Here is a 24,596-nt window from a genome sequence, read left to right on the forward strand (position 1 = left end):
GGCGCGGGCCTGAACTGTGTCGCGATGGGCCGCAGAGCGGCCCCGAAATCTCAGGGCTTACGCTTGCGCGGCCCACCATTGAAACTCGGCACCTTGCGCACCGCCTTGACTGCCGGCTCGGAATTACCCGCCTCAGAACTGTCCATCCAACGGCCCAGCCCGCGCTTGGCGCTGTTTTCTTTCGGCTTCTTGGGCTTCTTCGGTTTCTTGATCACCTGGCCACTGGCATCGGTCAGCGGCACCCGATGATCAGGGATAAAATCAGGCTCTTCATGACGCGGCAGGGTCTGCCGGGTCAGCACTTCGATAGCCGCCAGCAGTTGCACTTCATCCGCGCACACCAGCGAAATCGCCTCGCCCTTGTTGCCCGCCCGCCCGGTACGGCCAATGCGGTGCACGTAGTCCTCGGCAACGATCGGCAGGTCAAGGTTGACCACCAGCGGCAAATCATCGATGTCCAGGCCACGGGCTGCCACATCGGTGGCCACCAGCACCTGCACTTCGCGGGCCTTGAAGCTGTCCAGCGCGCGCTGACGGGTAGCCTGCGGGCGGTCCCCATGAATGCCGTCGGCGTTCACACCTTCGGCCAGCAAACGCTGCACCAGTTGGTCGACACCGTTACGGGTCTTGGCGAACACCAGCACCTGGGTCCAGCGCTGCTTGCGCAGCAGGTGGCAGAACAGGTCTTCCTTGCGCTTTTTATCCACAGGCACCAGCCACTGCTTGACGCTGGTCGCGGTGGCGTTGCGCGGGCTCACTTCGATACTGAGCGGGTCATTCAAGGCCAACCCCGCCAGCACGCGAATCTGATCGGAGAAGGTGGCGGAGAACAGCAGCGTCTGGCGCTTGCGGGGCAGCACCGCGTAAACCGATTGCAGCTCCTCGGCAAAGCCCAGGTCGAGCATGCGGTCAGCTTCGTCCAGTACCAGGGTCTGCACCTGGTTGAACTTCACCGCGTTCTGCCGGAACAGGTCGAGCAAACGACCCGGGGTGGCCACCAGCAGGTCGACACCACGGCGCAGGCGCATCATCTGCGGGTTGATGCTGACGCCGCCATACACCGCGTAGGTGCTCAGCGGCAGGTTCTCGGCGTATTCGCGCACGTTGTTGTGCACCTGCTCGGCCAGTTCGCGGGTAGGTACCAGCACCAGCGCACGGATGGAGTTGCTGGCCACCTTTTCGCCTTCCAGCGCCAGGCGCTGCAGCACGGGCAAGGCAAAGCCTGCGGTCTTGCCGGTACCGGTCTGGGCTGCGGCCATCAGGTCGCGGCCGGCCAGCACGGCGGGGATGGCCTTGGCCTGCACCGGGGTCGGGGTGGTGTAGTCCAGCTGCTGCAGGGTACGCAGCAGCGGTTCGATCAGGCCGAGTTTGGCGAAATTCATGGCAATACCGTCGGGGGGTTCAGCGAAGGCGGCAAGTTTACCGCATCACCCCTGCCTACTTGCAGATTTCGCCTTTCAACGGCTGCGCAGGCGCCTTGCGCCACTGTGGGAGGCCGATCAGCACCACCGCACCGATAATCACCGCCATCGCCACGCACTCTTCGGCGCCAATCTGTTCGCCGGCGAAGACGATGCCCAACAGCACCGCCACCGCCGGGTTGACGTAGGCGTAGCTGGTGGCGGCTGCCGGGCGCACATGTTTGAGCAAATACATGTAGGCACTGAACGCCAGGATCGAGCCGAAGAACACCAGATAGGCCAACGCCCCCCAGCCGGCAGCGGTCGGCATCTGCGTCATACGCTCGCCCGACAGCACACTGCCCAGCAACAGTACCGCCCCCCCCACCAGCATTTCTGCCGCGCTGGCCATCGGCCCCTGGGGCAGCGGCAAGGTTTTGCTCCACACCGAGCCGAACGCCCAGGACGCCGCTGCGAACAGGATCAGCGCTGCACCCATCGGGCTTGCCTGCAGGTTGGAACCCAGGTTCAGCAGGCCGATACCCACCAGCCCCAGGGCAATGCCCGCCCACTCCAGCTTCGAATTGCGGTGCCCGAACAACAGGCCGAACAGCAGGGTGAACAGTGGCACTGTCGCCACGGCCAGCGCCGCTACGCCCGACGCCACGCCAGCATGCTCGGCCACGGTCACACCACCGTTACCACAGCTAAGCAGCAAAAAGCCAATTGCCCCTGCCGCCCGCCACTGCGGCCAGGTAGGCGCGGGCACACCGCGCCAGCGCAAAAAACCGTACAGCAGGCCGCCGGCAATCAGAAAGCGCACCCCGGCCATGAGCATCGGAGGCCAGCTCTCCACGCCGATACGAATGAACAGATAAGTGGAACCCCAAACCAGGTACAAGGCCAGGAAAGCACCAATGAGCAACAGCGGGAAGCGACGGGCGGCAGGCATGGGAAAACTCGAAATCCGTTTACGGGTGCTTCAGTTTAACGGCCTGCCTGGGCGAAGATACGTTACAGAACGGGCTCAAATGAGCGGCACACTTTTGGTGCGTTCGGCTTGAGCCCTGTATTGCCGGCCAGCCCTAACGGTACTTGGCCAGCGTGTCGCGCACCTTTGCAGCCGGGACTTTCTGCAACCGACAAAGCAGATCGTGCGAAAGTTGCTGTAAACCGTGGTCCTGGCGCAACACGCCAGTCAGGTGTTGCAGCAGGTTGGCGGCCATTTCGGCATCGGCCATGGCCCGGTGCGCGGTCCCGGTGTCCGGCAACCCAGCCCAACGTGTCAGAGTACCCAGCTTGTGGTTCGGCGCCGCCGGCAGCAGGCGCCGTGACAGCAGCAGAGAGCAAGCGAACGGCTGGCTGCGGCTGCGACCGATGCGGCTCAGTTCGTAGTCCCAGAACTTCTGGTCGAAGGCCGCGTTGTGCGCCAGCAATGGGGTGCAACCGACAAACTCGGCCACCTCGTTCATCACTTTGTCCACCGGCGGCGCAGTGCGCAACATGGCGGTGGTGATGCCGGTCAGGCCGGCGACGAAGGCCGGCACTGGCACGCCCGCGTTCATCAGGCTCTGGTAGCGCTCGACAATGCGCCCGCCTTCGAGCATTACCACCGCCACCTCGGTGGCGCGGCAACCGGCACCGGGGGAAATACCGGTGGTTTCAAAGTCGATGACAGCGATACGTTCCATGAAAAACCTTAGTGTTTGAGCAACAGTGTGCCCTCAATGGGCACATAGCGGGTGGCGGCACGGATCAATGACAGCGCCGTCAGCCCCGGCACGCCATACACCACGGCTTCGGTGCCATGGCGCTGGATCACCCGCTCCAGCAGCAGGTCGAAATCACCATCGCCAGAAGCCAGCACTACCTGATCGACCCTGCTTGCCGCGTCGATTACATCCAGGGTAATGCCCACATCCCAGTCGCCTTTGGCCGAGCCATCGCTGCGCTGGATGAAGGGTTTGAGACGCACGTCGAAACCGAGGTTGCGCAAAATCTGCTGGAACTGTTGCTGCTTGGCGTCGCCACGGTCGATGGCATAGGCCACGGCTTCGACGATCTGGCCTTCGCGGCTGACGTCGGCCCAAAGGGCGGTGTAGTTGAAATGGCAGCCATGGGCCTGGCGCACGGTGTAGTAGAGGTTCTGCACATCGGCGAACAGCGCGATCTTTTTCACCTGGGAACCTCGTGTCCGGTCTGGGATTTTGGGGCTGCGTTGCAGCCCTTTCACGACACAAGGCCGCTCCCACAGGTCGGGCAATGCGTGTGAAACCTGCACTTTACCTGTGGGAGCGGCCTTGCGTCGCGAAAGGGGCGCACAGCGCCCCTCAAAAATGCCAGCAGTATGCCAGACCTGTCAGACGTACGAGTCGTCGTCCGAGAAGAACCCGCCATCATCGCTGCCATAATCGCTGTCGGCGTAACCACCCTGGTCACTGCCCCAACCGCCATTGTCAGCCACTTGCTGCTGACCGCCCTGGTCGTTCCAGCCGCCGTTGTCGCTGGCCGGTGTCGGTTCTTCCTTGATCACCTCGACCACTTCTTCCGGCTGCGAGTTGTGGTTGAACAGGCTGCTGATACCCTGCGCCAGCAACACACCACCGGCCACACCGGCAGCGGTCTGCATGGCCCCACCGAGGAAACTGCTGGCGCCGCCGCGCGCCGGCGCGGCGGCAAAGCCAGGTTGCTGTGTTGGCGGCTGGGAGAAGCCCGGTGCCGAAGGCTCGCGCCAGCCACCACCCGACGCCACCGGGGCAGCAGCGGGACGCTGCGGCTGCACCGCCGGGGCCGCGTTACGCCCACCCGAACCAAAGAGGCTGGACAGGAAACCACCCCCGCCATTGCTTGGCGCGCTGCTGGCGGCTTGTGCGGCCTGGGCCTGGGCGCGGGCCTGCTGCAGTTCGGCCTCCAGCTGCTTGTTCTGCTCGTCGAGGCGCTTGATCGCAGCCTCCTGCACCAATATGGCTTGTGCCATGTAGTAAGGCGCCGCCGGCTGTTGACGCAGATGTTGCTCGATGCACGCCTGGGCCTGCGGATCGCGCGGCTGGCTCGGGTCTTCAGCTTGCTTGATGCGGCCGAACAGGCCGTCGATCAGGGTTTGTTCTTCAGTGTTCATGGGCGACCTCGTGGGGTAGCGGGACAACGGACAGCGTCAAAGATGGGGCGTACGGACGCGGGATTCAATCACCGGCGCGGTGAAACTTTTTTCAGCAAGTGACAGCCCCAGGCCTGCTTTGGGCTAAAGTTAGGCCCCTGTTTTTACTGCCATGCGATGTTGACTGATGAATCCGCTGAGCGTTCTGCGCGACTCCCTGTACTTCTTCCGCCGCCACCTGCCGAACATTGTCCAGCTGTGCCTGCCGCTGGTGGTGCTGGAAGCCCTGCTCACTCAGTTGCTGTACCGGCAGTTGGGCGACCAGGCATCGCCTGCCTACGGCATGCTCGTCAGCCTGCTGCTCTACCCGCTGTACAGCGCCGCGCTGATCCTTTACCTCGATACCCGCAGCAAGGGCCAGGAAATCGCCAAGCGCGACCTGTTCGCCCGCGCCCTGCAGCTCTGGCCACAACTGGCCCTGCTGATTCTCATCAGTTCGCTGCTGATCATGGCGGGCCTTGCCTTGTTCGTCTTCCCGGGCGTATGGATCATGATCAATCTGGTGTTCGCCGAGTACCTGCTGGTGCTGCGCGGCCGCCCGGTGGTGCAGGCGATGCGCGAAAGTGCCAGCATGACCACCGGTCACTTCATGCGCATCATGTTCTGTGTGGTGGCTGTGCTGGCACCGATCTGGCTGATCGACGGGCTGCTGCTGATGGCTTTCCCAGAACCCTCGCCTGGCATGGAGCTGGCCATGGACAGCCTCAGCGGCTTCCTGCAGCTGTTCAGCACCGTGGTGCTGTACCGCCTGTTCATGCTGCTGGAAGGTGAAGCCGGCGCCTGAGGCAACCGGGGAAAGTCTTCGATCTGCCTGGGCGTCGCGCTTGGGCATTAGGGTGCGAAACCTTCAATGCCAACCGAGGAAAGCACCATGCACGAAGACATCAAAGCGGAATTTGCCAGGTCGTTTCGCGGCAGGCTGTACATGCGCGCCGTCAACCGGTACATCCCACTGCGCCTGAGCCGCAGCAGTGACAAGTTCAGCTGGGGGGTTACCCCTGAGGATGACTGGCTACAGGTTGGGGGAAAGCAGGACTCGCCGGTGATGGACTTTCATTACCACTCGCAGACCGACGATCGCCTGCATCACCACATCAGCATCCCTGGGCGACCACAAGCCAAGAAACTGGGCATCAGCCGCAATGGCTACCTGGGCTTCTACTGGCATGCCGACGTCACTGACTACTGGAAGATCGAGCCACTGGAGCTGACCGAGGACGGCCTGGTCTGCCATCTGCGCGACCACCGAGGCCACAGGGTTGGCATCATCAAGGATACGCCGCACAAAAGCGGCGACTGGGTGGCCTTGCTCAATGTCGAGGAAGGTGAAGTGTTCACCTTCCTGCTCGTACCGCTCGGCTGACAGCCGCCCCGGCCACGCTCAGGTCCCCCGAGGTTTGGCTCGCGCCGTAGCCTCGGCCACCAAGGGGTCGTCAGGCCAGTAATGCTTCGGATACCGCCCCTTCAAATCCTTCTTCACCTCGGCGTAGGTGGTGCGCCAGAAGTTCGCCAAGTCCTGGGTCACCTGCACCGGCCGGCGTGCGGGTGACAGCAGGTGCAGCTTGACCTGCTGCCGGCCGTTGGCGATGCGTGGGGTGTCGGCAAGCCCGAACAGCTCTTGCAAGCGCACGGCGAGGACCGGCGGGCTCTCGCTGTAGTCCAGACGAATGTTCGAGCCGGACGGCACCGCCAGGTGCGCGGGGGCCTGTTCGTCCAGGCGCTGTGGCAGCGGCCAGGGCAACAGGTTGCGCAACAGCGACGGCAGGTCCAGCGCGGCAAAGTGGCTAAGGCGCGACACTTTGCCCAGGTAGGGCTGCAGCCAGTCTTCCAGGTTGGCGAGCAGGGCCTCGTCGCCCAAGTCGGGCCATTCGCTGTGGCCATCCTTTCCCAGGTCCAGCTGGCGCAGCAGTGCCACCCGTGCCTGCCACTGGCGCAGTTCCGGCGTCCAGGTCAGCAGGTTCAGGCCCTTGCGCCGAACCAGGCCAAGCAGCGCCCTGGCCTTGGCCTCGTCATCCAGGCCCGGTAGTGGCTCACGGCTGAGGACCAGTTCGCCAACCTTGACCTGCCGCTCGGCGCGCAACACCTGCTCGCGCTCGTCCCAATCAACGATATCGACCCGCTCGACCTGCTCGGCCAGCACGCCATCGAGCAACGCCGGATCGAATTCGGCGGCCAGGTAGATGCGCTCCTCACGCTGCCCCTGGCGGCTACCCAGGTCGGCGACTACCAACCACGGGCACTTCATCAACGCGTCAACTTCGGCAAACAGCGCCGCACGGCCATTGGCCAACCGATACTCCGCCCCACCCTCGCGGCGCTGCAAGGCGACGCGGTCGGGGTAGGCCAGCGCCAGAAGCGCGCCCAGCCAGCGCGAGTGGTCCGGGTCGGCGACCGGCGCACCGGCCTTGCCTCGCAACAGGCCACGGTACTGGCGGGCCAGCTGACGCGCCCGCTGCACGCCACCCTGGCCGCCACGCGCCGCCTTGCTTTCGCCGCTGACCAGCGCCAGCCGGTTGTGCAAGTCCGCGCCACCCCCACGCTGGATATCCCGCTCCCCCAGCAGCGCAGCCACATCGCAGGCCATCTGTGCCAGGCCCAGGTCCTGGCCACGCAGCAGCAAATGCGCGATGCGCGGGTGCGCCGGCAGTTCGGCCATGGCCTGGCCGTGTTCGCTGAGGTTGTCACGGCTGCCAGGCTTGAAGGCATTGAGCCGCACCAACAGGTCTTGGGCCTGGGCGAACGCGGCAGCCGGCGGTTGGTCAAGCCAGCGCAACTGCTCGGGGGTAACGCCCCAGCGCGCCAGTTGCAGGGCCAACCCGGCCAGGTCGGCCTGGAGGATTTCGGCGCTGCCATGGGCGGCCAGTTGCTCATGCTGGGCTTCGGACCACAGGCGGTAGCACACGCCGGGCTCCAGGCGGCCGGCCCGGCCGGCGCGCTGAGTGGCGCTGGCGCGGGAGATACGCTGAGTGTCCAGGCGGGTCATACCGCTGCCAGGGTCGAAGCGCGGCACACGGGCCAGGCCGGCATCGATCACCACACGCACGCCATCGATGGTCAGGCTGGTTTCGGCGATGTTGGTGGCCAGCACCACCTTGCGCAGGCCCTTGGCCGGCGGGTCGATGGCGGCACGCTGGGCATTGAGATCCAGTTCGCCATGCAGTGGGCAGAGCAGAATTTCGGGCCGATCGCCCAAGGCCTCCTGCAGGCTCTGGTGCACCCGGCGGATCTCGGCCTGCCCAGGCAGGAATACCAGCACGCTGCCGGCTTGGTCTGCCAGCGCCTGCAGCACGCTGTCCACCACCCGTGGTTCGATGAACTCGCCCGGCTGGAACGCTCGCCCCCAACGGATATCCACCGGATGCATGCGGCCTTCGCTGCTGACCACCGGCGCATCGTCCAGCAACCGCGACAGGCGCTCGCCTTCCAGGGTGGCGGACATCAGGAGAATCTTCAGCGGCGGGTCGTCACGCAGCAACTCGCGGCCATTGAGGCTCAGCGCCAGGGCCAGGTCGGCATCCAGGCTGCGCTCGTGAAATTCGTCGAAGATCAGCAAGCCCACACCCTCCAGTGCCGGGTCGGCCTGCAGGCGGCGGGTGAGGATGCCCTCGGTCACCACTTCGATACGGGTTTTAAGCCCGACCTTGCTGTCCAGGCGGATGCGGTAACCCACCGTTTCCCCCACCTGCTCGCCCAGCTCGCTGGCCAGCCGCTCGGCGGCCGCCCGCGCCGCCAGGCGCCGTGGCTCAAGCATCAGGATGGTCTGCCCGGCCAGCCACGGCTCGTGCAGCAGCGCCAACGGCACGCGGGTGGTCTTGCCAGCGCCGGGCGGCGCTTCAAGCACCGCTTCGTCACGGTTTGCCAGGGCCTGGCGCAAAGCGGGCAAGGCCGCATCAATGGGTAATGAAATCATGGTGGTCCTCGAACAGTCTGGCGAGTATAACGGCGAACCCAGCCTGCTCTATCATGGTCTTAGCATCAGGCGCAGGCGCTTCGCTTGCCCTGCTGAACACCTTCTCGGAGATTTACATGCGCATCTCGACCCGCGTCATCGGTGGCGCCCTCATTGCCACCCTGCTGACCCAACTGACGGCCTGCGGCACCATTTTCTACCCGGACCGGCGCGGCCAGATCGGCGGCAAGATCGACCCTGTGGTTGCCGCAATGGACGCCATTGGCATCCTGTTCTACGTGATCCCTGGGCTGATCGCCTTCGGCATCGACTTCGCCACGGGCGCCATCTACTACCCAGGTGGCCGCACCGCCCAGGTCGACCCAGCCAAACTGCAAGAAGCCGTCAAACCAGATGGCAAGGTCGACAACCTCAAGTTGCAGGCCATTCTCGAAAGCGAACTGGGCCAGCGCCTGCCATTGGACGACCCTCGGCTGATCCAGCACCGCGGCAGTGTCGAGCAGTTGGCCAGCCTGGGCCTGGTGCCAGCCGCCTGAGCCACAAGGACACCGACCACGGATGATCACCACCCCGGCTGAACACCAGCGCCTGCTACGCCTGGCCACGCGCGCGTCATTGGCGGTGGCCAGTATTCTGGTGCTGAGCAAGGCGCTGGCCTGGTGGCTGAGCGGTTCGGTGAGCCTGCTGGCCGGGCTGACCGATTCGGCACTGGACGCTGTAGCCTCGTTCCTCAACCTGCTGGCGGTGCACTATGCGCTGCGCCCGGCAGACGACGATCACCGGTTCGGCCATGGCAAGGCCGAGGCCCTGGCCGGCATGGCGCAGGCGCTGTTCATCGGGGTCAGTGCAGTGCTGATCGGCGTGCAGGCGGTCGAGCGCCTGCACACCCCGCAACCGCTGGGTGATACCGCCATCGGCATCGCGGTGATGCTGCTGTCGCTGGTGCTGACCGTCGCCCTGCTGGCCTTGCAGTACAAGGTCATCCGCCTGACCGGCTCTACCGCGGTGCGGGCCGACTCCCTGCACTACCGCTCGGACTTGCTGCTAAACAGCAGCATCCTGCTGGCCCTGCTGCTGGCGCGTTTCGGCTGGCCCCAGCTGGATGCGCTGTTCGGCCTGGGCATCGCCTTTTACATCCTCTGGAGTGCCTTGCAGATTGCCCGCGAAAGCACGGCAATCCTGATGGACAAGGAACTGCCCAGCGATGTCGGCGAAGACATGGCCACGCGGGTACTGGCCATTCCCGGCGTCAAGGGCGTGCACGACCTGCGTACGCGGGTGTCGGGCAACCAGTGGTTCGTGCAGTTGCACCTGGAGCTACCAGGGCAGCTACCACTGCATGAAGCACACGGATTGTGCGTGGAGGCCTCACGGGTGATCCGCCAGCGTTATCCACAGGCGGATGTGATGGTGCACGCCGACCCGGTATAGATATTCTTCAGGCTAACAGGCCGCGCCTACCGCTTTAGTTGATGCTGTATCCCCGGCCACTGAAGCAGGCACCCAGCGCCCGCCGGTAATTGTCGAGCACATTGGCTGGCGGTGCGTACGTCGCCGTCGCCGGATCGAAGCCGGATTGGCTCACTGCCCAGCGATGGCACTGGTAACGGTCCTGCTCCTGCTGTTCCTGCCCCTGGCCATACATCGGGTAAGCCACCACGTCATACCCACCGTTCGACGGTGCCACCGGTACGGGCGCCGGCACGCCGACCGGTGGGTTGACCACCACGTACTCCTGGCTGTCCGCCAGGTACTGGTAGTAGGTATCGGCTACCAGGAAGAACAGCCCACCCCCCAGCCACACTTCCCGCGCATAAGGCGGCAGGTAATTGACCCGCACGCCATAGGGCGGCCTCACCACGATGTAGCTGCCACCATGAGGGCGGTACCAGTAGCCGCCGGAGTAGAAGTAGTCAGCACCACGGTAAGGCACTTTCCAGTAGCGGTCGGGAAAATGGTCGACGGTGTGCCCGGGGCGATACTGCGGCCCAGGCCCCCAGCCATTGCCATGGCCATCTGGGCGCCCTTGCCAGTCACCACCGGGCCGTTGCCCAGGGCCACCGGCTTGCCAGTGATGGTCATCACCGTGGCGGCGGGGAATGTCCTGGTAATAACCCTGGCGCGGGGGCTGGGTCTGGCGCACTTCGTCGCGCGAGTTGAGCGAGCGGCCAGGCCCGCCCTCACCTTGCACCTGCTGGCCGCGTTCGCCATGCCCCTCGCCCGGCCCTTCGGCCATGGCCCCGAGGCTGATGCTCAAACCCAGCAAACCAACACCTGCCAACTGCCAGATGCGCGACTTCATGGTATTCCTCTCGGTAGAAAAACTGCGCCCGCAACCAGTCTACCGCGCCCATCACGCAGGCCAATTAAATTTCCAGACAGAAAAAAGGGAGGCCACAAGGCCTCCCTTCAGGAATTGTCGTCCGTGCTCGGCACTTGTGGCGCCGGCTCACCTCACACCGTCTTCTGGAGGGTGTGTAGCCCGGGGGCCTGCAGATCCTGTTGGATGGCTGGCCGCGACCGCCCGCTTAGGGCGCGTCGCCGTGGACTGATGTCCGGGCAGTGATTCTGGTGATAAAGATACCGGACGGCTTGCGACAGATGATTGCGAAGATTGCTCAGATAAATAGCACTTGCGCAATTTTTCACCCTGGATTGATAATTCGCCGCAATACGAACAGAAAAGGCAAATGCCATGAGCAAACTTGACCGTTACGACCTGAGCATCCTCGCCGAATTGCAGCGCGATGCGCGCATTTCCAACCAGGAGCTGGCCGAACGCATCGGCCTGTCACCTTCGCCATGCTCGCGTCGGGTCAAGCAACTGGAGGACGATGGCTACATTTCGCGCCAGGTTGCGCTGCTCGACCGCAAGAAGCTGGGCCTGAGCCTGACGGCCTATGTGCTGATCGGCATGGACCGCCACACCCCTGAGCGTTTCGAAACGTTCGAGGCCGCCATCCGCAACCTGCCGCAGGTGCTGGAATGCAGCCTGGTCACCGGCATGGATGCCGACTACCAGCTCAAAGTGGTGGTGCCCGACATGGACCACTACCAGAAACTGCTTCTAGGCAGCCTGACCCGTATCGAAGGCGTCACCAGCGTGCGTTCGAGCTTCGTGCTCAACCAGGTACTGGCCAGCACCGAGTTGCCATTGACCCACCTGCGTTAAACCCTCACGCCAGCCAGCGTATAATCGGACGCTCAACCCGCCTGGAGAACACCGATGGATCCCGCCGTATTCGAAGAGTGGATGATGATCATCCTGGTCACCGTGCTGATCGGTTTCATGGGCTTCATCGTCTGGGACCTGGCAAAAAAATCCAAGGCGGGCAAGTTCGGGACGCTGATCCTGTTCTTCGTGCTGGGGCTCGGGGTGCTGGCCTTCATCATCAAGAGCGTGGTGGTGGGGTTTCTCGAAGGGGTGTAAGGCTCAAGGCTGCCGGGAGCGTGCTGCGGCCCCGGCTAGCGCTTTAACTTTGCCGGGACTTCGCGCCAGCAACCCTGCTCCAGCCCATCCAGCGCCCAATCGCCAATCCTCACCCGCACCAGGCGCAAGGTCGGCAACCCCACCGCTGCCGTCATCCGTCGCACCTGGCGGTTACGCCCCTCCCGGATCACCAGTTCCAGCCAGCTGGTCGGTACGCTTTTGCGAAAGCGTACAGGCGGGTTGCGCGGCCATAGCTCGGGTTCTTCCAGCCGCCGCGCCTCGGCCGGCAAGGTTGGCCCATCGTTCAGTTCCACACCGTCACGCAAGCGCTGCAACTGCTCGTCGCTCGGTTCGCCCTCCACCTGTACCCAGTAAGTCTTGGCCAGCTTGTGCTTGGGGTCGGCAATCCGCGCCTGCAGCCCGCCATCGTTGGTCAGCAACAGCAGGCCTTCGCTGTCGCGGTCCAGCCGACCGGCCGGGTACACGCCCGCGATGTCGATGAAGTCTTTGAGGGTCGCGCGCCCTTCGCCGTCGCTGAACTGGGTCAGCACGTCGAACGGCTTGTTGAACAGGATCAGGCGCGGCTCGGCCGGTGGCGCCTTGGCCTGGCGACGCGGGCCGGTGGCAGGCCGCGCCTGGGGACGGCGCGGCTTGTTACGGGGTGGCAGTGACATGAATCCTCAGCGGAACGGCGGCTCATCGAAGCTGCGCAGTTTACGCGAGTGCAGCGAGTTGAGCTCGGTGCGCAGCAGGTCGAGAGCAGCAATGCCGATTTTCAGGTGTTGGCTGACCGCGCGGTTGTAGAAGGCGTTGGCCGAACCCGGCAGCTTGATCTCGCTGTGCAGCGGCTTGTCGGACACACACAGCAAAGTGCCGTACGGCACGCGCAAGCGGTAGCCCTGGGCAGCGATGGTGCCGCTTTCCATGTCCACCGCCACCGCACGCGACAGGTTGATCAGCGGGCGCTCCTGGGCCCAGCGCAGCTCCCAGTTGCGGTCGTCGTAGGTGAGCACGGTGCCGGTGCGCAGGCGCTTCTTCAGCTGTTCGCCACGCTCGCCAGTGACCTGCGCGGCGGCTTCCTGCAAGGCCATCTGCACTTCGGCCAAGGCCGGGATCGGGATATTCGGCGGCACAACCCGGTCGAGAATCCCGTCGCGGCGCATGTAGGCGTGGGCCAGCACATAGTCGCCAATGGTTTGCGACTGCCGCAGGCCACCGCAGTGGCCGATCATCAGCCAGCAGTGCGGGCGCAGTACCGCCAGGTGGTCGGTGATGTTCTTGGCGTTGGACGGGCCGACACCGATGTTGACCAACGTAACACCGTCGCCGTCGGCGGCAATCAGGTGGTAGGCCGGCATCTGGTAGCGGTGCCAGACCACGCTGGCCACCAGGGCCTGGGTTTCGCCGTGGTCCATGCCCTTTTCGATCACCACGTTGCCCGGTAGCACCATGCGCACGAAGCGCGGGTCGTCACGCAGTTGCTCCAAGCCATGGCTGATGAACTGGTCGACATAACGGTGGTAGTTGGTCAGCAGGATCCACGGCTGCACATGGCGCCAGTCGCTGCCCGTGTAGTGCACCAGGCGGCGCAGCGAGAAATCGACCCGCGCGGCATCGAACAGCGCCAGCGGCAGCACTTCGGCACGGTCCCAGTCGTACAGACCATCGGCGATATTGTCGGTGGCGGCCGACAGGTCGGTGCTGGGGAACACCCGCGCCAGCTGCGCGGCGGTAATGCCGCTGCCGGCCAGCTCGTCGCCCTGATCGACCACGTAGGGGTACGGGATGTTCTGTTCACTGACGCCGACTTCTACCGTGACGGTGTAGTCGTGCATCAGCGGGCGCAGTTGCTCCAGCAGGTAGCCACGAAATGCAGCAGGCTGGGTGACGGTAACGCTGTAGGTACCGGCTACCTGGACCTTGGCGTAGGCGCGCGTGGTGGCGGCGACCTCACCGTGGCTGATGTAGGTCAGGCGCAGTGCCGGGTAGCGGAACAGGTCGCGCTCCTCGGCGTTCGGCTCGGTACGGTCCTTCAGGTAACGCTTGAGGGCCTGGCTAAGGGCCCCGGTGGCCTGTTCATGCAGGGCCGCCAGACGGTCGACGGCCTGTTCGGGGGTATCAACGACTACAAAAGCTTGGCTCACACTGTGCTTCCTGTCTGGACATGCATGTGAACCATCTTGCCTGCCTTCTGGGTTAAATACACCCCCATTGATCGGTGCTGGATTCATTCGCGGGCAAGCCCGCGCCTACAGCGGCCAGGCGGGCGTAGCCCTTGTTACCAGCGCCTCGGCATCAACCCCCCGCGGCAATGCCCCGTACGCCCTCCCGCTCCCCGCCAGGCGGCTGCCGATAAACGCATCGCTGACCACCGCATTCCCCGCCTCCAGCAACAGCTTGGCCTGCAACGCCAAGGCAATATCTTCGGTCAACTGCCGCGCTCGGTACTGCATATCGCCGGTGTCGGCAAACGCACCCTTGAGGTTGCCGATGTGCGCCGCCAGGCGCGGGTCGCCATGGCCATCGCCCAGTTCGGTGAACAGCGCATCGAGCACACCCGGCTCCTTGGACAAGGCCCGCAGCACATCCAGGCACTGCACATTGCCCGAGCCCTCCCAGGTCGAGTTGACCGGCGCCTCGCGGTACAGCCTTGGCAGAATGCTGTCTTCCACATAACCGGCGCCACCCAGGCATTCGGCAGCCTCGTTGATCATGGCCGGCGCACGCTTGCAGATCCAGTACTTGCCCACCGCCGTGACCAGCCGGGCGAAATGCGCTTGCTGTGGGTCGTCCAATTGCTCCAGCGCCTGGCCCATGCGCAGGCTCAGGGCCAGTGCCGCCTCGCTTTCCAGGGCCAGGTCGGCCAGAACGTTCTGCATCAGTGGCTGCTCGTTCAGCACACGGCCACCGACCTTGCGGTGCGCACAGTGGTGGGCGGCTTGGGTCAACGCCTGGCGCATCAAGGCGCTGGAGCCGACCATGCAGTCAAAACGGGTCATGGCCACCATCTCGATGATGGTCGGTACGCCCCGCCCTTCTTCGCCAATCATCCACGCCAGCGCCCCACGGAACTCCACCTCGCTGGAGGCGTTGGAACTGTTGCCCAACTTGTTCTTCAGGCGCTGAATATAGAACTGGTTGCGGTTGTCATCCGGCCGGTGGCGCGGCAGTAGGAAGCAGCTCAGGCCTTTTTCGGTTTGCGCCAGGGTGAGGAAAGCATCACACATGGGCGCCGAGCAGAACCACTTGTGGCCGACCAGCTCATAGGCCTGGCCAGGGCCTGGTGCACCGACAGGGTAGGCCCGCGTAGTGTTGGCGCGCACGTCGGTACCGCCCTGCTTTTCAGTCATGGCCATGCCCAGGGTGACTCCGGCCTTGTGCCGGTCGCCGACGTTGCGCGGGTCGTACTCGCAGGCAAGCATTTTTGGCAGCCAGTATTCGGCCAGCTCAGGTTGCAAGCGCAGCGCCGGCACAGCGGCGAAGGTCATGGTCAGCGGGCAACCGGTGCCAGCCTCGGCCTGGCTGTGCAGGTAGGTCATCGACGCCCGCGCCACATGGGCGCCTGCGCGGGGTTCGGCCCATGGCAAAGAAGGTAACCCGTGCTCGACGGCGGTGCGCATCAGCACGTGGTAGGCCGGGTGAAACTCAACCAGGTCGATGCGATGGCCATAGCGGTCGTGGCTGCTGAATTCAGGCTTATGCGCGTTGGCCAGGAAGCCCGCCTGCATCAGTGGGCCGCCGGCCAGGGCACCGTAGGCATCGATCCGCGATTCGGCCCAGCCCGCGCCAAAACGCCGGGACCATTCTTGCAATGGCAAGTCGAGGCGGTACAGGTTGGCACCGTCGAGGGACGGCGGCTGGTTGGTGACTTCGTGGGTTTCAGCGTACTGGTGCAGGTTCATCGGGGGCTCCTGGATCCGGGTAGGCTTGAGAGACCCAGTGAAGCACTCCCTGCGGGGCAGTCAAAGTGGCATTCATGACTAAACGTGTGGCGGTGGGAGCAAACGCGCGCCACAGGCCATGAGTGCTACAGCGAGCGCCGTGACTGCAGGATACTCGGACTCATCTGCACCTGCGAAATAGCCATGTTCAAACTGAGTTCAAACCGGCTGCCCAACCCGCGCGTCGACTCATGCGCCAACCTGGCGCCCAGCAATTCCCCCATCTGCCGGCAAATCGACAACCCGATCCCCAAGCCGCCGTAGCGCCGGGTCATCGAACCATCCACCTGGAAGAACCGCTGGTACAGGGTCGACTGGTCCAGGTCATCAAAGCCGATACCGCTATCACTGACCGTGAAGGTCAACGCCAGATCGTCCGGCCCCACGCGGCGGCCGCGCACCTGAATCATCACCCCACCCTGATGAGTGAACTTCAAACCGTTGTCCACCAGGCAGCCCAGGCAGTGCGCCAGTTTCTGCCCGTCACCGAGCAACCCGTCCGGCAGGTCGGCCGGGATATCCAGGCTCAGGTACAAACCTTTGCCCAAGGCCTGCCCGGCATAACCGGCGCGCAACCCCTGCAACAGGGCGCGCAGGCTGAACGGTGCTGGCTGCGCCCGTAGGCGGCCGGCCTGCAGTTCGGACAGGGTGAGGATCGCATCCACCATGTCCATCATGCCCTGGGCAGACCCCGCCGCCGTGCGATGGTACTGCGCCATTTCGGCCTCCATCGGCAGGGTGTGCATCAGCTCCAGCGAGCCAATCACGCCGTTCATCGGGGTACGCAGTTCATGGGTGACGCTGGCCAGAAACTCGTCCTTCAGACGGTTGCTCCTGGCCAGTTGCAGGTTCAGTTGCTCCAGTGTGCGCCCGGTTTCGCGCAGGGTCTGCGCCTGCTGCTCACGCAGGCTGTTGATACGGTCGGCCAGCGCCAGCGACAGCAAGGCCACCTCCAGCGCAGAACCCAACTGGCTGGCATACATGGTAATGAACACATTTGGCAGGTAGCCCAGCACCATCAAGGTGTTGACCAAGCCACCGAGCAGGAACGCAGTCCAGGCGATAATGAACCAGCGCGCCACGCGCAAGCCACGCCACCAGGCGTACAAGCCGGCGCTGAAGATGCTCACGGTAAACAGCAATGCCAGCAGCGTGGCCATGCGCAGGGCAATACCGTAGGGCATGCTCACCGCCAGCACCATGACCAGCGCGCCGCCCAGCATCAGTAGCTGCAGCAGCCGGTCGAAACCACGGCTGGTGTTGCCCAGTTGCAGGAAGTGCCGGGCGAACTGGCAACCGAACAGGCCGGAGGCACCAATGAACAGTGGCGTGGATGCATTCGCCCACCAGGGGCTGTCCGGCCAGAAGTAGGCCACGCCCGCACCGTTCACCGACACCTGGTACAACCCGAACGAGGCAATATAGAGGATGTAGTAGAGGTAGCTGACGTCGCGCACGCTGAGGTAGATGAACAGGTTGTACACCAGCATCACCAGCAACACGCCGTAGATCATCCCCAGCACATACAGGCGTGTGGGCTGCTCCTCCATGTAGGCCTCGGCGGACCACAGCGCCAACGGCGCCTGCACCGAACCCTGGCTGTGCAGCCGCAGGTAGGCGGTGGTCACCTTGCCAGGGGGCAACTGCAGTTCGAACAGGTAGTTGTTCTGCAGGATCTGCCGGCTGTCGTAGGGCAAGGCATCACCGGTGCGTTGCGCCAGGCGGTACAAGCCGCTGCTGTCAGGCAAAAATAGCTCAAGGTGATCCAGCGGCGGGTAGGCCAGCTCCAGCAGCCATTGCCGTGGTGCCACGCCAGGCGCGGCAAGCGGGCGCAACTCGACCTTGAGCCAGAACACCGAGGTAGAGTAACCGGCGTTCAGCACGTCTTCATGGTGGGCTTGGAAGTGTTTGGCGAACCCAGGGGCACTGACCTGGGCAATGCTGGCACTGCCATCGAGGTCTTCATAAACCTGCATGGCCTTGCCCAGTGGAAGATGCCGGGTAGCGTCGTCGAAATCGACCGCTCCGGCCAGCACGGGCAGCAAACCCAGAAGCACAATCAGCAAATAGCGCATACAGCCCCAGCATGGCCTGTCCGGTCGCGTCGCGGTAGCCTCCCATCCGTTTGAGACGACGTGATCCTGCAGAACCCGTTTGTCGAGTTATCCGAGCACTCTAGCATAGCTTCACAACCTGGTAATCGGCCATATAAAAACACAAAGAAAAGGCTCTAACTCAATGCTTTCAGAAGAAAAACAAAATCTAATCTGACCGTTCGATCAACAAATCTCGTTTGTCGGACGATCCGCCCAAACAGGTTTGGTGGTAAGCTCGCCGACCATGAATACCTACAGCTCCCGCCCCGTTGTCCTCTGTCTCTCCGGCCACGACCCCAGTGGCGGCGCCGGCTTGCAGGCAGATATCGAAGCCCTGATCGCCCAAGGCTGTCACGCTGCACCTGCAGTGACCGCCCTGACCGTGCAGGATACCGTCAACGTTTCCGACTTCCGCGTGCTCGACCGCGAGTGGGTGCTGGCCCAGGCCAACGCCGTGCTGGCCGACTCCACGGTGGCCGCCGTCAAGCTGGGCATGCTCGGCTCGATCGACATGGTTGACACCGTCGCCGAACTGCTGGCTGCCCACCCGCACCTGCCGCTGGTCTGCGACCCGGTGCTGCGGGCCGGTGGCGGTGGCCGCCTGGGCAAGGACGAAGTGGGTTATGCCCTGCGCGAACGCCTGCTGCCGCTGGCGACCATCGCCACGCCGAACCTGCCCGAAGCACGCATCCTCGCCGAGCTGCCTGAAGGCACCGCCGACGAATGCGCCGAAAAACTGTTGCCGTTCTGTAGACACCTGCTGATTACCGGCGGTCACGGCGACGAAGTCGAAATTCACAACCGCCTGTACACCCAGGACGGCCAGCAACACACCTGGACCTGCCAGCGCCTGCCAGGCAGCTACCACGGTTCGGGCTGCACGCTGGCCAGCGCCCTGGCGGGCCGCCTGGCCCTCGGCGAACAGCTGGAAAGCGCCGTGCGCAGCGCCCTGGACTATACCTGGCGCACCCTGCGTGATGCCGAGCAGTTGGGCAAAGGCCAGTTCGTGCCGCGCCGCCTGCCCCTGGACTTCTGCTCCTGATACGAGGCCTTCAATGAAGCTACGCGGTCTGTATGCCATCACCGACAGCCAGCTGCTCGCCGGCCGTTTCCTGTCCCATGTCGAGGCGGCCCTGGACGGCGGCGTGTGCCTGCTGCAGTACCGCGACAAAAGTGACGACGCGGCGCGCCGTCTGCGTGAAGCCGAAGGGCTTATGAAGCTCTGCGAGCGCTACGGCACCCAATTGCTGATCAACGACGACGCCGAACTGGCCGCACGCCTGGGCGTCGGCGTGCACCTGGGGCAGACGGACGGCCCGCTGACCCCGGCCCGCACCCTGCTCGGCCGCCAGGCGATCATCGGCTCCACCTGCCACGCCAGCCTCGAGCTGGCCGCCCAGGCCGCCAGCGAAGGCGCCAGCTACGTGGCCTTTGGCCGCTTCTTCAACTCCGTCACCAAGCCGGGCGCGCCCGCTGCCAACGTCGACCTGCTGGAGCAGGCCCGCGCCCAGGTGAAGCTGCCAATCGCGGTGATCGGCGGCATCACCCTCGACAACGCCGCCCCGCTGGTCGCCCATGGCGCCGACCTGCTGGCGGTGATCCACGGCCTGTTCGGTGCCGACAGCGCGCAGGAAGTCACCCGCCGCGCCCGCGCCTTCAATGCCTTGTTCGCATCCTGATTTCGAGAGAACTTCCATGTCCCGTTCCGAAGACCTGTTCGCCAAAGCCCAGAAGCACATCCCCGGTGGCGTCAACTCGCCGGTCCGCGCTTTCAAGAGCGTTGGCGGCACGCCGCTGTTCTTCAAGCATGCCGAAGGCGCCTATGTCGTTGACGAGGACGACAAGCGCTACGTCGACTACGTTGGCTCCTGGGGCCCGATGATCCTCGGTCACGGCCACCCGGACGTGCTGGACTCGGTACGCAAGCAACTGGAGCACGGCCTGTCCTATGGCGCACCGACCGCCATGGAAACCGACATGGCCGACCTGGTCTGCTCGCTGGTGCCGTCCATGGAAATGGTGCGCATGGTCAGCTCGGGCACCGAAGCCACCATGAGCGCCATCCGCCTGGCCCGTGGCTACACCGGCCGTGACGCCATCATCAAGTTCGAAGGCTGCTACCACGGCCACTCCGACAGCCTGCTGGTAAAAGCCGGCTCCGGCTTGCTGACCCAAGGCGTGCCAAGCTCGGCAGGCGTGCCGGCGGACTTCGCCAAGCACACCCTGACCCTGCCGTTCAACGACATCGCCGCGGTCGAGAAGACACTGGCAGAAGTCGGCCAGACCGTGGCCTGCATCATTGTCGAGCCGGTGGCTGGCAACATGAACTGCGTCCCCCCGGCGCCGGGCTTCCTTGAAGGCCTGCGCGAGCAGTGCGACAAGCATGGCGTGGTGCTGATCTTCGACGAAGTGATGACCGGCTTCCGCGTCTCGCTCGGTGGCGCCCAGGGCCACTATGGCATCAAGCCGGACCTGTCCACCTTCGGCAAGATCGTCGGCGGCGGCATGCCGGTCGGCTGCTTCGGCGGCAAACGTGAAATCATGGGCTGCATCGCTCCGCTCGGCCCGGTCTACCAGGCGGGCACCCTGTCGGGCAACCCGCTGGCCATGGCCGCCGGCCTGACCACCCTGAAGCTGATCAGCCGCCCAGGCTTCCACGCCGAACTGACCGACTACACCAGCCGCATGCTCGACGGCCTGCAGCAGCGCGCCGATGCGGCTGGCGTACCATTCGTCACCACCCAGGCCGGCGCCATGTTCGGCCTGTACTTCAGCGGCGCTGACGACATTGTCACCTTCGAAGACGTGATGGCCAGCGATGCCGAACGCTTCAAGCGCTTCTTCCACCTGATGCTCGACGGTGGCGTGTACCTGGCGCCGAGCGCGTTCGAGGCGGGCTTCACCTCCATCGCCCATGGCGACAAGGAGCTGCAGATCACCCTGGATGCGGCTGAAAAGGCTTTTGCAGCGCTGAAATAAGCAGTTGCTCCCCTTTGTGGGAGCGGCCTTGCGTCGCGATAGGGGCGCAAAGCGGCCCCAGCGATTGATGCATTTTTGCTGAAATTTTGGGGCTGCTGCGCAGCCCTATCGCGACACAAGGCCGCGCCCACAGCGGCTGGTAGAGGCAACAAAAGACCGCGCACAATCAGCTAACGCCCCCAACCAAGCAGAAATTCGAGTAAAACTTTGTAAGGTTGGCGCTGCTTATCCCATAATGTGCCACCAGAGACATTGGCCGCAGCTTTGCAGAGGTAAGTCGATCCCCATGAACCGCACCGGCCGCGCCCTGACCCTGGGCTGCCTGTTGCTTCTTCAGCCCCTGCTGGCCTTGGCGGAGGGCGGTAACTCGTTGCTGATTCCGGCGACGGGCCGCTGCACCTTGAACGTTCAGCCTGAAGACCTGGCAAACGCCCTCAAGGCCTGCGAGCAGACGGCAACCGCGGGGGATGCCCAGGCGCAGTTCGAACTGGGCGAGTACTACTACACGCAAACGCCAAAAAAACTCGACAAAGCCCTGGACTGGTTCCAGAAGGCTTCGCTGCAAGGCCAGGCTGATGCCCAGTATCGCCTGGGTGCCATGTTCTTCCATGGTGAAGGGGTCAAGGCCAACAACGTACAGGCCTACATTCTGCTGAAGATGGCCGCGGTCAATGGCGCCGAAGATGCGCTGGACATGGCCGACGAAGTGACCGAGCAAATGCCCCGCGACGAGCTGGAGCATGCCACCCAGGTGCTCGGCCAGATCTTCCGCAAATACCTGCTGGAACTGCAGAACGCCGAAGGCCGCACGCCGTTCTCGCCACTCCCCTGAGGGTTACTTTTCCGGCATCGGCATCGGGAACGGCATGACATTGCCGCCACCCTTGGCTTCGCTGATTTTCGCCGTGCCCAGTCGCTCCACCTCATCGATGCGCACAATCGCATGCATCGGCACGAAACTGCGGATAACGCCCTCGAACTGGCTCTTGAGCTTCTCCTCGCTCGGGTCCACCACCAGTTGCGAGCGCTCGCCGAACACGAACTCCTCGATTTCCAGAAAACCCCAAAGGTCGCTCTGGTAGATCTGCTTGGCGTACATCTCGAAGACCTGCCCCTGGTTGAGGAAGATCACTTTATAGATGGCAGGTTCGCGTTTGCTCATGTTCGACGGGATAACACATGCGTAAGAAAAGGCGGGCATCATAGCAGTGCCGGCCTGCTCGCGGGTAAACCCGCGACGAGGCCGGAACAGGCCGCACATACCGTTGAACGTTTCAGTGCTTTCGCCACTGCCATTCAAGGGTTATTCTTGAGTTCACATCCATCGCCGTCGAGCGGCTAAAAACGACCTTGAACGCACCCATAGAACCCCATCGTTTCATCCTCGAGCCCTTCGAGGCCCACCGTTTCGCCAACTTGTGCGGCCAGTTCGACGAGCACCTGCGCCTGATCGAACAGCGCCTTGCAATCGAAATCCGCAACCGCGGCAATCAGTTCGAACTGATCGGCGAACCCAGGACCACCTCCGCTGCCGAACAGCTGCTGCGCCGTCTCTACCGCGAGACCAAGGCCACCGACCTGTCGCCGGAAACCGTGCACCTGTACCTGCAGGAATCGGCTGTCGAGAACATCGACAACCCGGCCGTCAACGAGGTCAGCGTGTCGTTGCGCACGCGCAAGGGCAACATCCGCCCGCGCGGGCTCAACCAGCAGCGCTACGTGAAGGAAATCCTGGCCAACGACATCAACTTCGGCATCGGCCCGGCCGGTACCGGCAAGACCTACCTGGCCGTGGCCTGCGCCGTGGACGCGCTGGAGCGCGAACAGGTGCGCCGCATCCTGCTGGTGCGCCCGGCGGTCGAGGCGGGTGAAAAGCTCGGCTTCCTGCCCGGCGACCTGGCACAGAAGATCGACCCGTACCTGCGCCCACTGTACGACGCGCTGTACGAAATGCTCGGCTTCGAACACGTTGCCAAGCTGATCGAACGCCAGGTGATCGAGATCGCCCCGCTGGCCTACATGCGTGGCCGCACCCTGAACAACAGCTTCATCATCCTCGACGAAAGCCAGAACACCACGCTGGAACAGATGAAAATGTTCCTCACCCGCATCGGCTTCGGCTCCACGGCGGTGATCACCGGTGACATCACCCAGGTCGACCTGCCACGGGGCACCAAGTCGGGCCTGGCACACGTCATCGAGGTGCTCGAGGACGTTCCGGGTATCAGCTTCACCCACTTCCAACCCAAAGATGTGGTTCGTCACCCACTGGTGCAGCGCATCGTCGAGGCCTACGACCGCTTCGAAGGCCGCCAGAACAAGCCCGAGGCGCCCGGCAAAGATGCTTGAACTTGATATCCAACGGGCCACGGATGCCGCCGCCCCGGATGACGCCGCCTTCCGCCGCTGGTGCGAACTGGCCCTGCGCCAGCGCACCGCCGACTCTGAAATGACCATTCGCCTGGTCGACGAAGCCGAAGGCCGCGAGCTGAACCACACCTACCGGCACAAAGACTACGCGACCAACGTGCTGTCGTTCCCGGCCGATGTGCCCGATGACCTGCTCGATATCCCGCTACTGGGCGACCTGGTGATCTGCGTGGCGGTGGTCGAGCGCGAAGCGGCCGAACAGGGCAAATCGCTGGAAGCGCACTGGGCACACCTGGTCATGCACGGTTGCCTGCACCTGCTCGGCTACGACCACATCGAGGATGAGGAAGCCGAGGAAATGGAAGGCCTGGAACGGGAATTGCTGGCAGAACTGGGTCACCCCGACCCGTACGCCGACGATGAAACCGACACAATCACACACTGATACACGAAGGATCACGAGAACCGCCATGAGCGAAGATCGATCGAGCAACGGGCAGAAGTCCTGGTTGGGTAAACTGACCCAGGCTTTTGCCCATGAGCCGAAAAACCGCCAGGAGCTGCTTGAGCTGCTGCGCGAAGCCCATCAGAACAAACTGCTGGACAGCGAAGCACTGACCATCGTCGAAGGCGCCATCCAGGTCGCCGACCTGCAGGTGCGCGACATCATGGTGCCGCGCTCGCAGATGAACAGCATCAAGGCAGGTCAGTCGCCACGCGAGTTCCTGCCGGCGGTGATCGACGCCGCGCACTCGCGCTACCCGGTCATCGGCGAAAGCCATGACGATGTGCTCGGGATCCTGCTCGCCAAAGACCTGCTGCCGTTGATCCTCAAGGAGAACGGCGACAGCTTCAACATCAAGGACCTGCTGCGCCCGGCCACCTTCGTGCCCGAGTCCAAGCGCCTGAACGTGTTGCTGCGCGAGTTCCGCGCCAACCATAACCACATGGCCATCGTCATCGACGAATATGGCGGTGTAGCGGGCCTGGTCACCATCGAGGACGTGCTTGAGCAGATCGTCGGCGACATCGAGGACGAGCACGACGTCGAGGAAGACAGCTACATCAAGCCGCTGCCCAGCGGTGATTTCCTGGTCAAGGCGCTTACCCCGATCGAGAACTTCAACGAGTTCTTCGACAGCGAGTTCTCCGATGACGAGTTCGACACGGTCGGCGGCCTGGTGATGAGCGCCTTTGGCCACCTGCCCAAGCGCAACGAAACCACCGAGATCGGGTCTTACAAGTTCCGTATTCTCAACGCCGACAGCCGGCGGATACACTTGCTGCGCCTGACCCCGATCACCCGTTAAGGA

Annotated in this window: 25 protein-coding genes; 13 read left to right on the plus strand and 12 right to left on the minus strand. The window is 63.9% G+C overall.

Annotated elements, in window-relative coordinates; translation table 11 throughout:
* Positions 1–50: 50 nt before the first annotated feature.
* The 5 genes from ACNQP3_RS25740 to ACNQP3_RS25760 form a co-directional block, all read right to left on the minus strand.
* Positions 51–1,382 carry a DEAD/DEAH box helicase gene (locus ACNQP3_RS25740; RefSeq protein WP_060494260.1) on the minus strand — a complete coding sequence of 444 codons (1,332 nt, stop codon included), beginning with the start codon at positions 1,380–1,382 and terminating at the stop codon, positions 51–53.
* Positions 1,383–1,437: 55 nt separating this feature from the next.
* Entirely contained in the window at positions 1,438–2,352 is a 915-nt protein-coding gene (gene yedA / locus ACNQP3_RS25745; protein WP_012274307.1) for a drug/metabolite exporter YedA, read from the minus strand.
* A gap of 133 nt (positions 2,353–2,485) precedes the next feature.
* Positions 2,486–3,091 (minus strand): PolC-type DNA polymerase III, encoded by a 606-nt coding sequence (locus ACNQP3_RS25750; RefSeq protein ID WP_060494261.1) that lies wholly within the window; start codon positions 3,089–3,091, stop codon positions 2,486–2,488.
* 8 nt (positions 3,092–3,099) lie between these two features.
* Positions 3,100–3,579 carry an NYN domain-containing protein gene (locus tag ACNQP3_RS25755; RefSeq protein ID WP_060494262.1) on the minus strand — a complete coding sequence of 160 codons (480 nt, stop codon included), beginning with the start codon at positions 3,577–3,579 and terminating at the stop codon, positions 3,100–3,102.
* A gap of 180 nt (positions 3,580–3,759) precedes the next feature.
* Positions 3,760–4,518 carry a DUF2076 domain-containing protein gene (locus ACNQP3_RS25760; RefSeq protein WP_060494263.1) on the minus strand — a complete coding sequence of 253 codons (759 nt, stop codon included), beginning with the start codon at positions 4,516–4,518 and terminating at the stop codon, positions 3,760–3,762.
* Positions 4,519–4,684: 166 nt separating this feature from the next.
* Here ACNQP3_RS25760 and ACNQP3_RS25765 point away from each other — a divergent pair, with 166 nt between their 5' ends.
* Together ACNQP3_RS25765 and ACNQP3_RS25770 are read left to right on the plus strand one after the other, a co-directional pair.
* Positions 4,685–5,341 carry a YciC family protein gene (locus ACNQP3_RS25765; protein ID WP_012274311.1) on the plus strand — a complete coding sequence of 219 codons (657 nt, stop codon included), beginning with the start codon at positions 4,685–4,687 and terminating at the stop codon, positions 5,339–5,341.
* Between the two features lie 87 nt (positions 5,342–5,428).
* On the plus strand, positions 5,429–5,920 hold the full coding sequence (locus tag ACNQP3_RS25770; protein WP_060494264.1) for a hypothetical protein: 492 nt from the start codon (positions 5,429–5,431) through the stop codon (positions 5,918–5,920).
* A gap of 18 nt (positions 5,921–5,938) precedes the next feature.
* On the opposite strand, the gene hrpB is transcribed toward ACNQP3_RS25770, so the two are convergent.
* Positions 5,939–8,467: an ATP-dependent helicase HrpB gene (gene hrpB / locus ACNQP3_RS25775; protein WP_060494265.1), complete on the minus strand. Its 2,529-nt coding sequence runs from the start codon at positions 8,465–8,467 to the stop codon at positions 5,939–5,941.
* Between the two features lie 116 nt (positions 8,468–8,583).
* Here hrpB and ACNQP3_RS25780 point away from each other — a divergent pair, with 116 nt between their 5' ends.
* Positions 8,584–9,003: a hypothetical protein gene (locus tag ACNQP3_RS25780; RefSeq protein WP_012274348.1), complete on the plus strand. Its 420-nt coding sequence runs from the start codon at positions 8,584–8,586 to the stop codon at positions 9,001–9,003.
* Between the two features lie 22 nt (positions 9,004–9,025).
* Positions 9,026–9,898: a cation diffusion facilitator family transporter gene (locus ACNQP3_RS25785; protein ID WP_012274349.1), complete on the plus strand. Its 873-nt coding sequence runs from the start codon at positions 9,026–9,028 to the stop codon at positions 9,896–9,898.
* A 34-nt stretch (positions 9,899–9,932) separates the two neighbouring features.
* On the opposite strand, the gene ACNQP3_RS25790 is transcribed toward ACNQP3_RS25785, so the two are convergent.
* A complete protein-coding gene (locus ACNQP3_RS25790) occupies positions 9,933–10,769 on the minus strand; it encodes a DUF6515 family protein (protein ID WP_060494266.1) in 837 nt (278 codons plus the stop codon).
* A 393-nt stretch (positions 10,770–11,162) separates the two neighbouring features.
* On the opposite strand from ACNQP3_RS25790, the gene ACNQP3_RS25795 reads away from it, so the two are divergent.
* Together ACNQP3_RS25795 and ACNQP3_RS25800 are read left to right on the plus strand one after the other, a co-directional pair.
* Positions 11,163–11,639: an Lrp/AsnC family transcriptional regulator gene (locus ACNQP3_RS25795; protein ID WP_003249795.1), complete on the plus strand. Its 477-nt coding sequence runs from the start codon at positions 11,163–11,165 to the stop codon at positions 11,637–11,639.
* A gap of 54 nt (positions 11,640–11,693) precedes the next feature.
* A complete protein-coding gene (locus ACNQP3_RS25800; protein ID WP_003249787.1) occupies positions 11,694–11,897 on the plus strand; it encodes a DUF2788 domain-containing protein in 204 nt (67 codons plus the stop codon).
* A gap of 35 nt (positions 11,898–11,932) precedes the next feature.
* On the opposite strand, the gene ACNQP3_RS25805 is transcribed toward ACNQP3_RS25800, so the two are convergent.
* The 4 genes from ACNQP3_RS25805 to ACNQP3_RS25820 form a co-directional block, all read right to left on the minus strand.
* Positions 11,933–12,571 (minus strand): pseudouridine synthase, encoded by a 639-nt coding sequence (locus ACNQP3_RS25805; protein ID WP_060494267.1) that lies wholly within the window; start codon positions 12,569–12,571, stop codon positions 11,933–11,935.
* A 6-nt stretch (positions 12,572–12,577) separates the two neighbouring features.
* Positions 12,578–14,041, minus strand: coding sequence for an AMP nucleosidase (gene amn, locus ACNQP3_RS25810; RefSeq protein WP_012274352.1), 1,464 nt, complete (start codon positions 14,039–14,041; stop codon positions 12,578–12,580).
* A 105-nt stretch (positions 14,042–14,146) separates the two neighbouring features.
* Positions 14,147–15,799: an acyl-CoA dehydrogenase family protein gene (locus tag ACNQP3_RS25815; protein ID WP_060494515.1), complete on the minus strand. Its 1,653-nt coding sequence runs from the start codon at positions 15,797–15,799 to the stop codon at positions 14,147–14,149.
* A 125-nt stretch (positions 15,800–15,924) separates the two neighbouring features.
* Entirely contained in the window at positions 15,925–17,913 is a 1,989-nt protein-coding gene (locus ACNQP3_RS25820; RefSeq protein WP_060494516.1) for a sensor histidine kinase, read from the minus strand.
* Between the two features lie 265 nt (positions 17,914–18,178).
* Between ACNQP3_RS25820 and ACNQP3_RS25825 the strand changes: the two genes are divergently transcribed.
* From ACNQP3_RS25825 to ACNQP3_RS25840, 4 genes are all read left to right on the plus strand, one after another.
* Entirely contained in the window at positions 18,179–18,976 is a 798-nt protein-coding gene (locus ACNQP3_RS25825; protein WP_012274355.1) for a hydroxymethylpyrimidine/phosphomethylpyrimidine kinase, read from the plus strand.
* A gap of 13 nt (positions 18,977–18,989) precedes the next feature.
* Positions 18,990–19,613, plus strand: coding sequence for a thiamine phosphate synthase (gene thiE, locus ACNQP3_RS25830; protein ID WP_012274356.1), 624 nt, complete (start codon positions 18,990–18,992; stop codon positions 19,611–19,613).
* A gap of 16 nt (positions 19,614–19,629) precedes the next feature.
* Positions 19,630–20,913, plus strand: a complete 1,284-nt coding sequence (gene hemL, locus ACNQP3_RS25835; protein WP_060494518.1) for a glutamate-1-semialdehyde 2,1-aminomutase — start codon at positions 19,630–19,632, stop codon at positions 20,911–20,913.
* Between the two features lie 286 nt (positions 20,914–21,199).
* Positions 21,200–21,745, plus strand: a complete 546-nt coding sequence (locus ACNQP3_RS25840) for a tetratricopeptide repeat protein (RefSeq protein ID WP_012274358.1) — start codon at positions 21,200–21,202, stop codon at positions 21,743–21,745.
* Between the two features lie 3 nt (positions 21,746–21,748).
* Here ACNQP3_RS25840 and ACNQP3_RS25845 read toward each other — a convergent pair whose 3' ends face one another.
* On the minus strand, positions 21,749–22,075 hold the full coding sequence (locus tag ACNQP3_RS25845; RefSeq protein WP_041166798.1) for a DUF1820 family protein: 327 nt from the start codon (positions 22,073–22,075) through the stop codon (positions 21,749–21,751).
* 188 nt (positions 22,076–22,263) lie between these two features.
* Between ACNQP3_RS25845 and ACNQP3_RS25850 the strand changes: the two genes are divergently transcribed.
* The 3 genes from ACNQP3_RS25850 to ACNQP3_RS25860 are packed head-to-tail and all read left to right on the plus strand — an operon-like array spanning position 22,264 to position 24,593.
* Positions 22,264–23,262: a PhoH family protein gene (locus tag ACNQP3_RS25850; protein WP_060494519.1), complete on the plus strand. Its 999-nt coding sequence runs from the start codon at positions 22,264–22,266 to the stop codon at positions 23,260–23,262.
* Positions 23,255–23,728, plus strand: coding sequence for an rRNA maturation RNase YbeY (gene ybeY / locus ACNQP3_RS25855; protein WP_012274361.1), 474 nt, complete (start codon positions 23,255–23,257; stop codon positions 23,726–23,728). Before ACNQP3_RS25850 ends, ybeY begins: the two co-directional genes overlap by 8 nt.
* Before the next feature lie 25 nt (positions 23,729–23,753).
* Positions 23,754–24,593, plus strand: a complete 840-nt coding sequence (locus ACNQP3_RS25860; RefSeq protein WP_003249762.1) for an HlyC/CorC family transporter — start codon at positions 23,754–23,756, stop codon at positions 24,591–24,593.
* Positions 24,594–24,596 lie beyond the last annotated feature (3 nt).

It is taken from the genome of Pseudomonas sp. LFS074, from assembly GCF_047978165.1.
In the GTDB taxonomy this organism is placed as follows: domain Bacteria; phylum Pseudomonadota; class Gammaproteobacteria; order Pseudomonadales; family Pseudomonadaceae; genus Aquipseudomonas; species Aquipseudomonas putida_P.

Bases quoted from the DNA above. Each gene is read 5' to 3' on its own strand.
- ACNQP3_RS25785 (WP_012274349.1), top strand. From the start codon at position 9,026: ATGATCACCACCCCGGCTGAACACCAGCGCCTGCTACGCCTGGCCACG.
- ACNQP3_RS25800 (WP_003249787.1), top strand. From the start codon at position 11,694: ATGGATCCCGCCGTATTCGAAGAGTGGATGATGATCATCCTGGTCACC.
- ACNQP3_RS25860 (WP_003249762.1), top strand. From the start codon at position 23,754: ATGAGCGAAGATCGATCGAGCAACGGGCAGAAGTCCTGGTTGGGTAAA.
- ACNQP3_RS25790 (WP_060494266.1), bottom strand. From the start codon at position 10,769: ATGAAGTCGCGCATCTGGCAGTTGGCAGGTGTTGGTTTGCTGGGTTTG.
- hrpB (WP_060494265.1), bottom strand. From the start codon at position 8,467: ATGATTTCATTACCCATTGATGCGGCCTTGCCCGCTTTGCGCCAGGCC.
- ybeY (WP_012274361.1), top strand. From the start codon at position 23,255: ATGCTTGAACTTGATATCCAACGGGCCACGGATGCCGCCGCCCCGGAT.
- thiE (WP_012274356.1), top strand. From the start codon at position 18,990: ATGAAGCTACGCGGTCTGTATGCCATCACCGACAGCCAGCTGCTCGCC.
- ACNQP3_RS25795 (WP_003249795.1), top strand. From the start codon at position 11,163: ATGAGCAAACTTGACCGTTACGACCTGAGCATCCTCGCCGAATTGCAG.
- ACNQP3_RS25765 (WP_012274311.1), top strand. From the start codon at position 4,685: ATGAATCCGCTGAGCGTTCTGCGCGACTCCCTGTACTTCTTCCGCCGC.
- ACNQP3_RS25815 (WP_060494515.1), bottom strand. From the start codon at position 15,799: ATGAACCTGCACCAGTACGCTGAAACCCACGAAGTCACCAACCAGCCG.
- ACNQP3_RS25780 (WP_012274348.1), top strand. From the start codon at position 8,584: ATGCGCATCTCGACCCGCGTCATCGGTGGCGCCCTCATTGCCACCCTG.
- yedA (WP_012274307.1), bottom strand. From the start codon at position 2,352: ATGCCTGCCGCCCGTCGCTTCCCGCTGTTGCTCATTGGTGCTTTCCTG.
- ACNQP3_RS25750 (WP_060494261.1), bottom strand. From the start codon at position 3,091: ATGGAACGTATCGCTGTCATCGACTTTGAAACCACCGGTATTTCCCCC.
- hemL (WP_060494518.1), top strand. From the start codon at position 19,630: ATGTCCCGTTCCGAAGACCTGTTCGCCAAAGCCCAGAAGCACATCCCC.
- ACNQP3_RS25760 (WP_060494263.1), bottom strand. From the start codon at position 4,518: ATGAACACTGAAGAACAAACCCTGATCGACGGCCTGTTCGGCCGCATC.
- ACNQP3_RS25825 (WP_012274355.1), top strand. From the start codon at position 18,179: ATGAATACCTACAGCTCCCGCCCCGTTGTCCTCTGTCTCTCCGGCCAC.
- ACNQP3_RS25805 (WP_060494267.1), bottom strand. From the start codon at position 12,571: ATGTCACTGCCACCCCGTAACAAGCCGCGCCGTCCCCAGGCGCGGCCT.
- ACNQP3_RS25770 (WP_060494264.1), top strand. From the start codon at position 5,429: ATGCACGAAGACATCAAAGCGGAATTTGCCAGGTCGTTTCGCGGCAGG.
- ACNQP3_RS25845 (WP_041166798.1), bottom strand. From the start codon at position 22,075: ATGAGCAAACGCGAACCTGCCATCTATAAAGTGATCTTCCTCAACCAG.
- ACNQP3_RS25840 (WP_012274358.1), top strand. From the start codon at position 21,200: ATGAACCGCACCGGCCGCGCCCTGACCCTGGGCTGCCTGTTGCTTCTT.
- ACNQP3_RS25740 (WP_060494260.1), bottom strand. From the start codon at position 1,382: ATGAATTTCGCCAAACTCGGCCTGATCGAACCGCTGCTGCGTACCCTG.
- ACNQP3_RS25820 (WP_060494516.1), bottom strand. From the start codon at position 17,913: ATGCGCTATTTGCTGATTGTGCTTCTGGGTTTGCTGCCCGTGCTGGCC.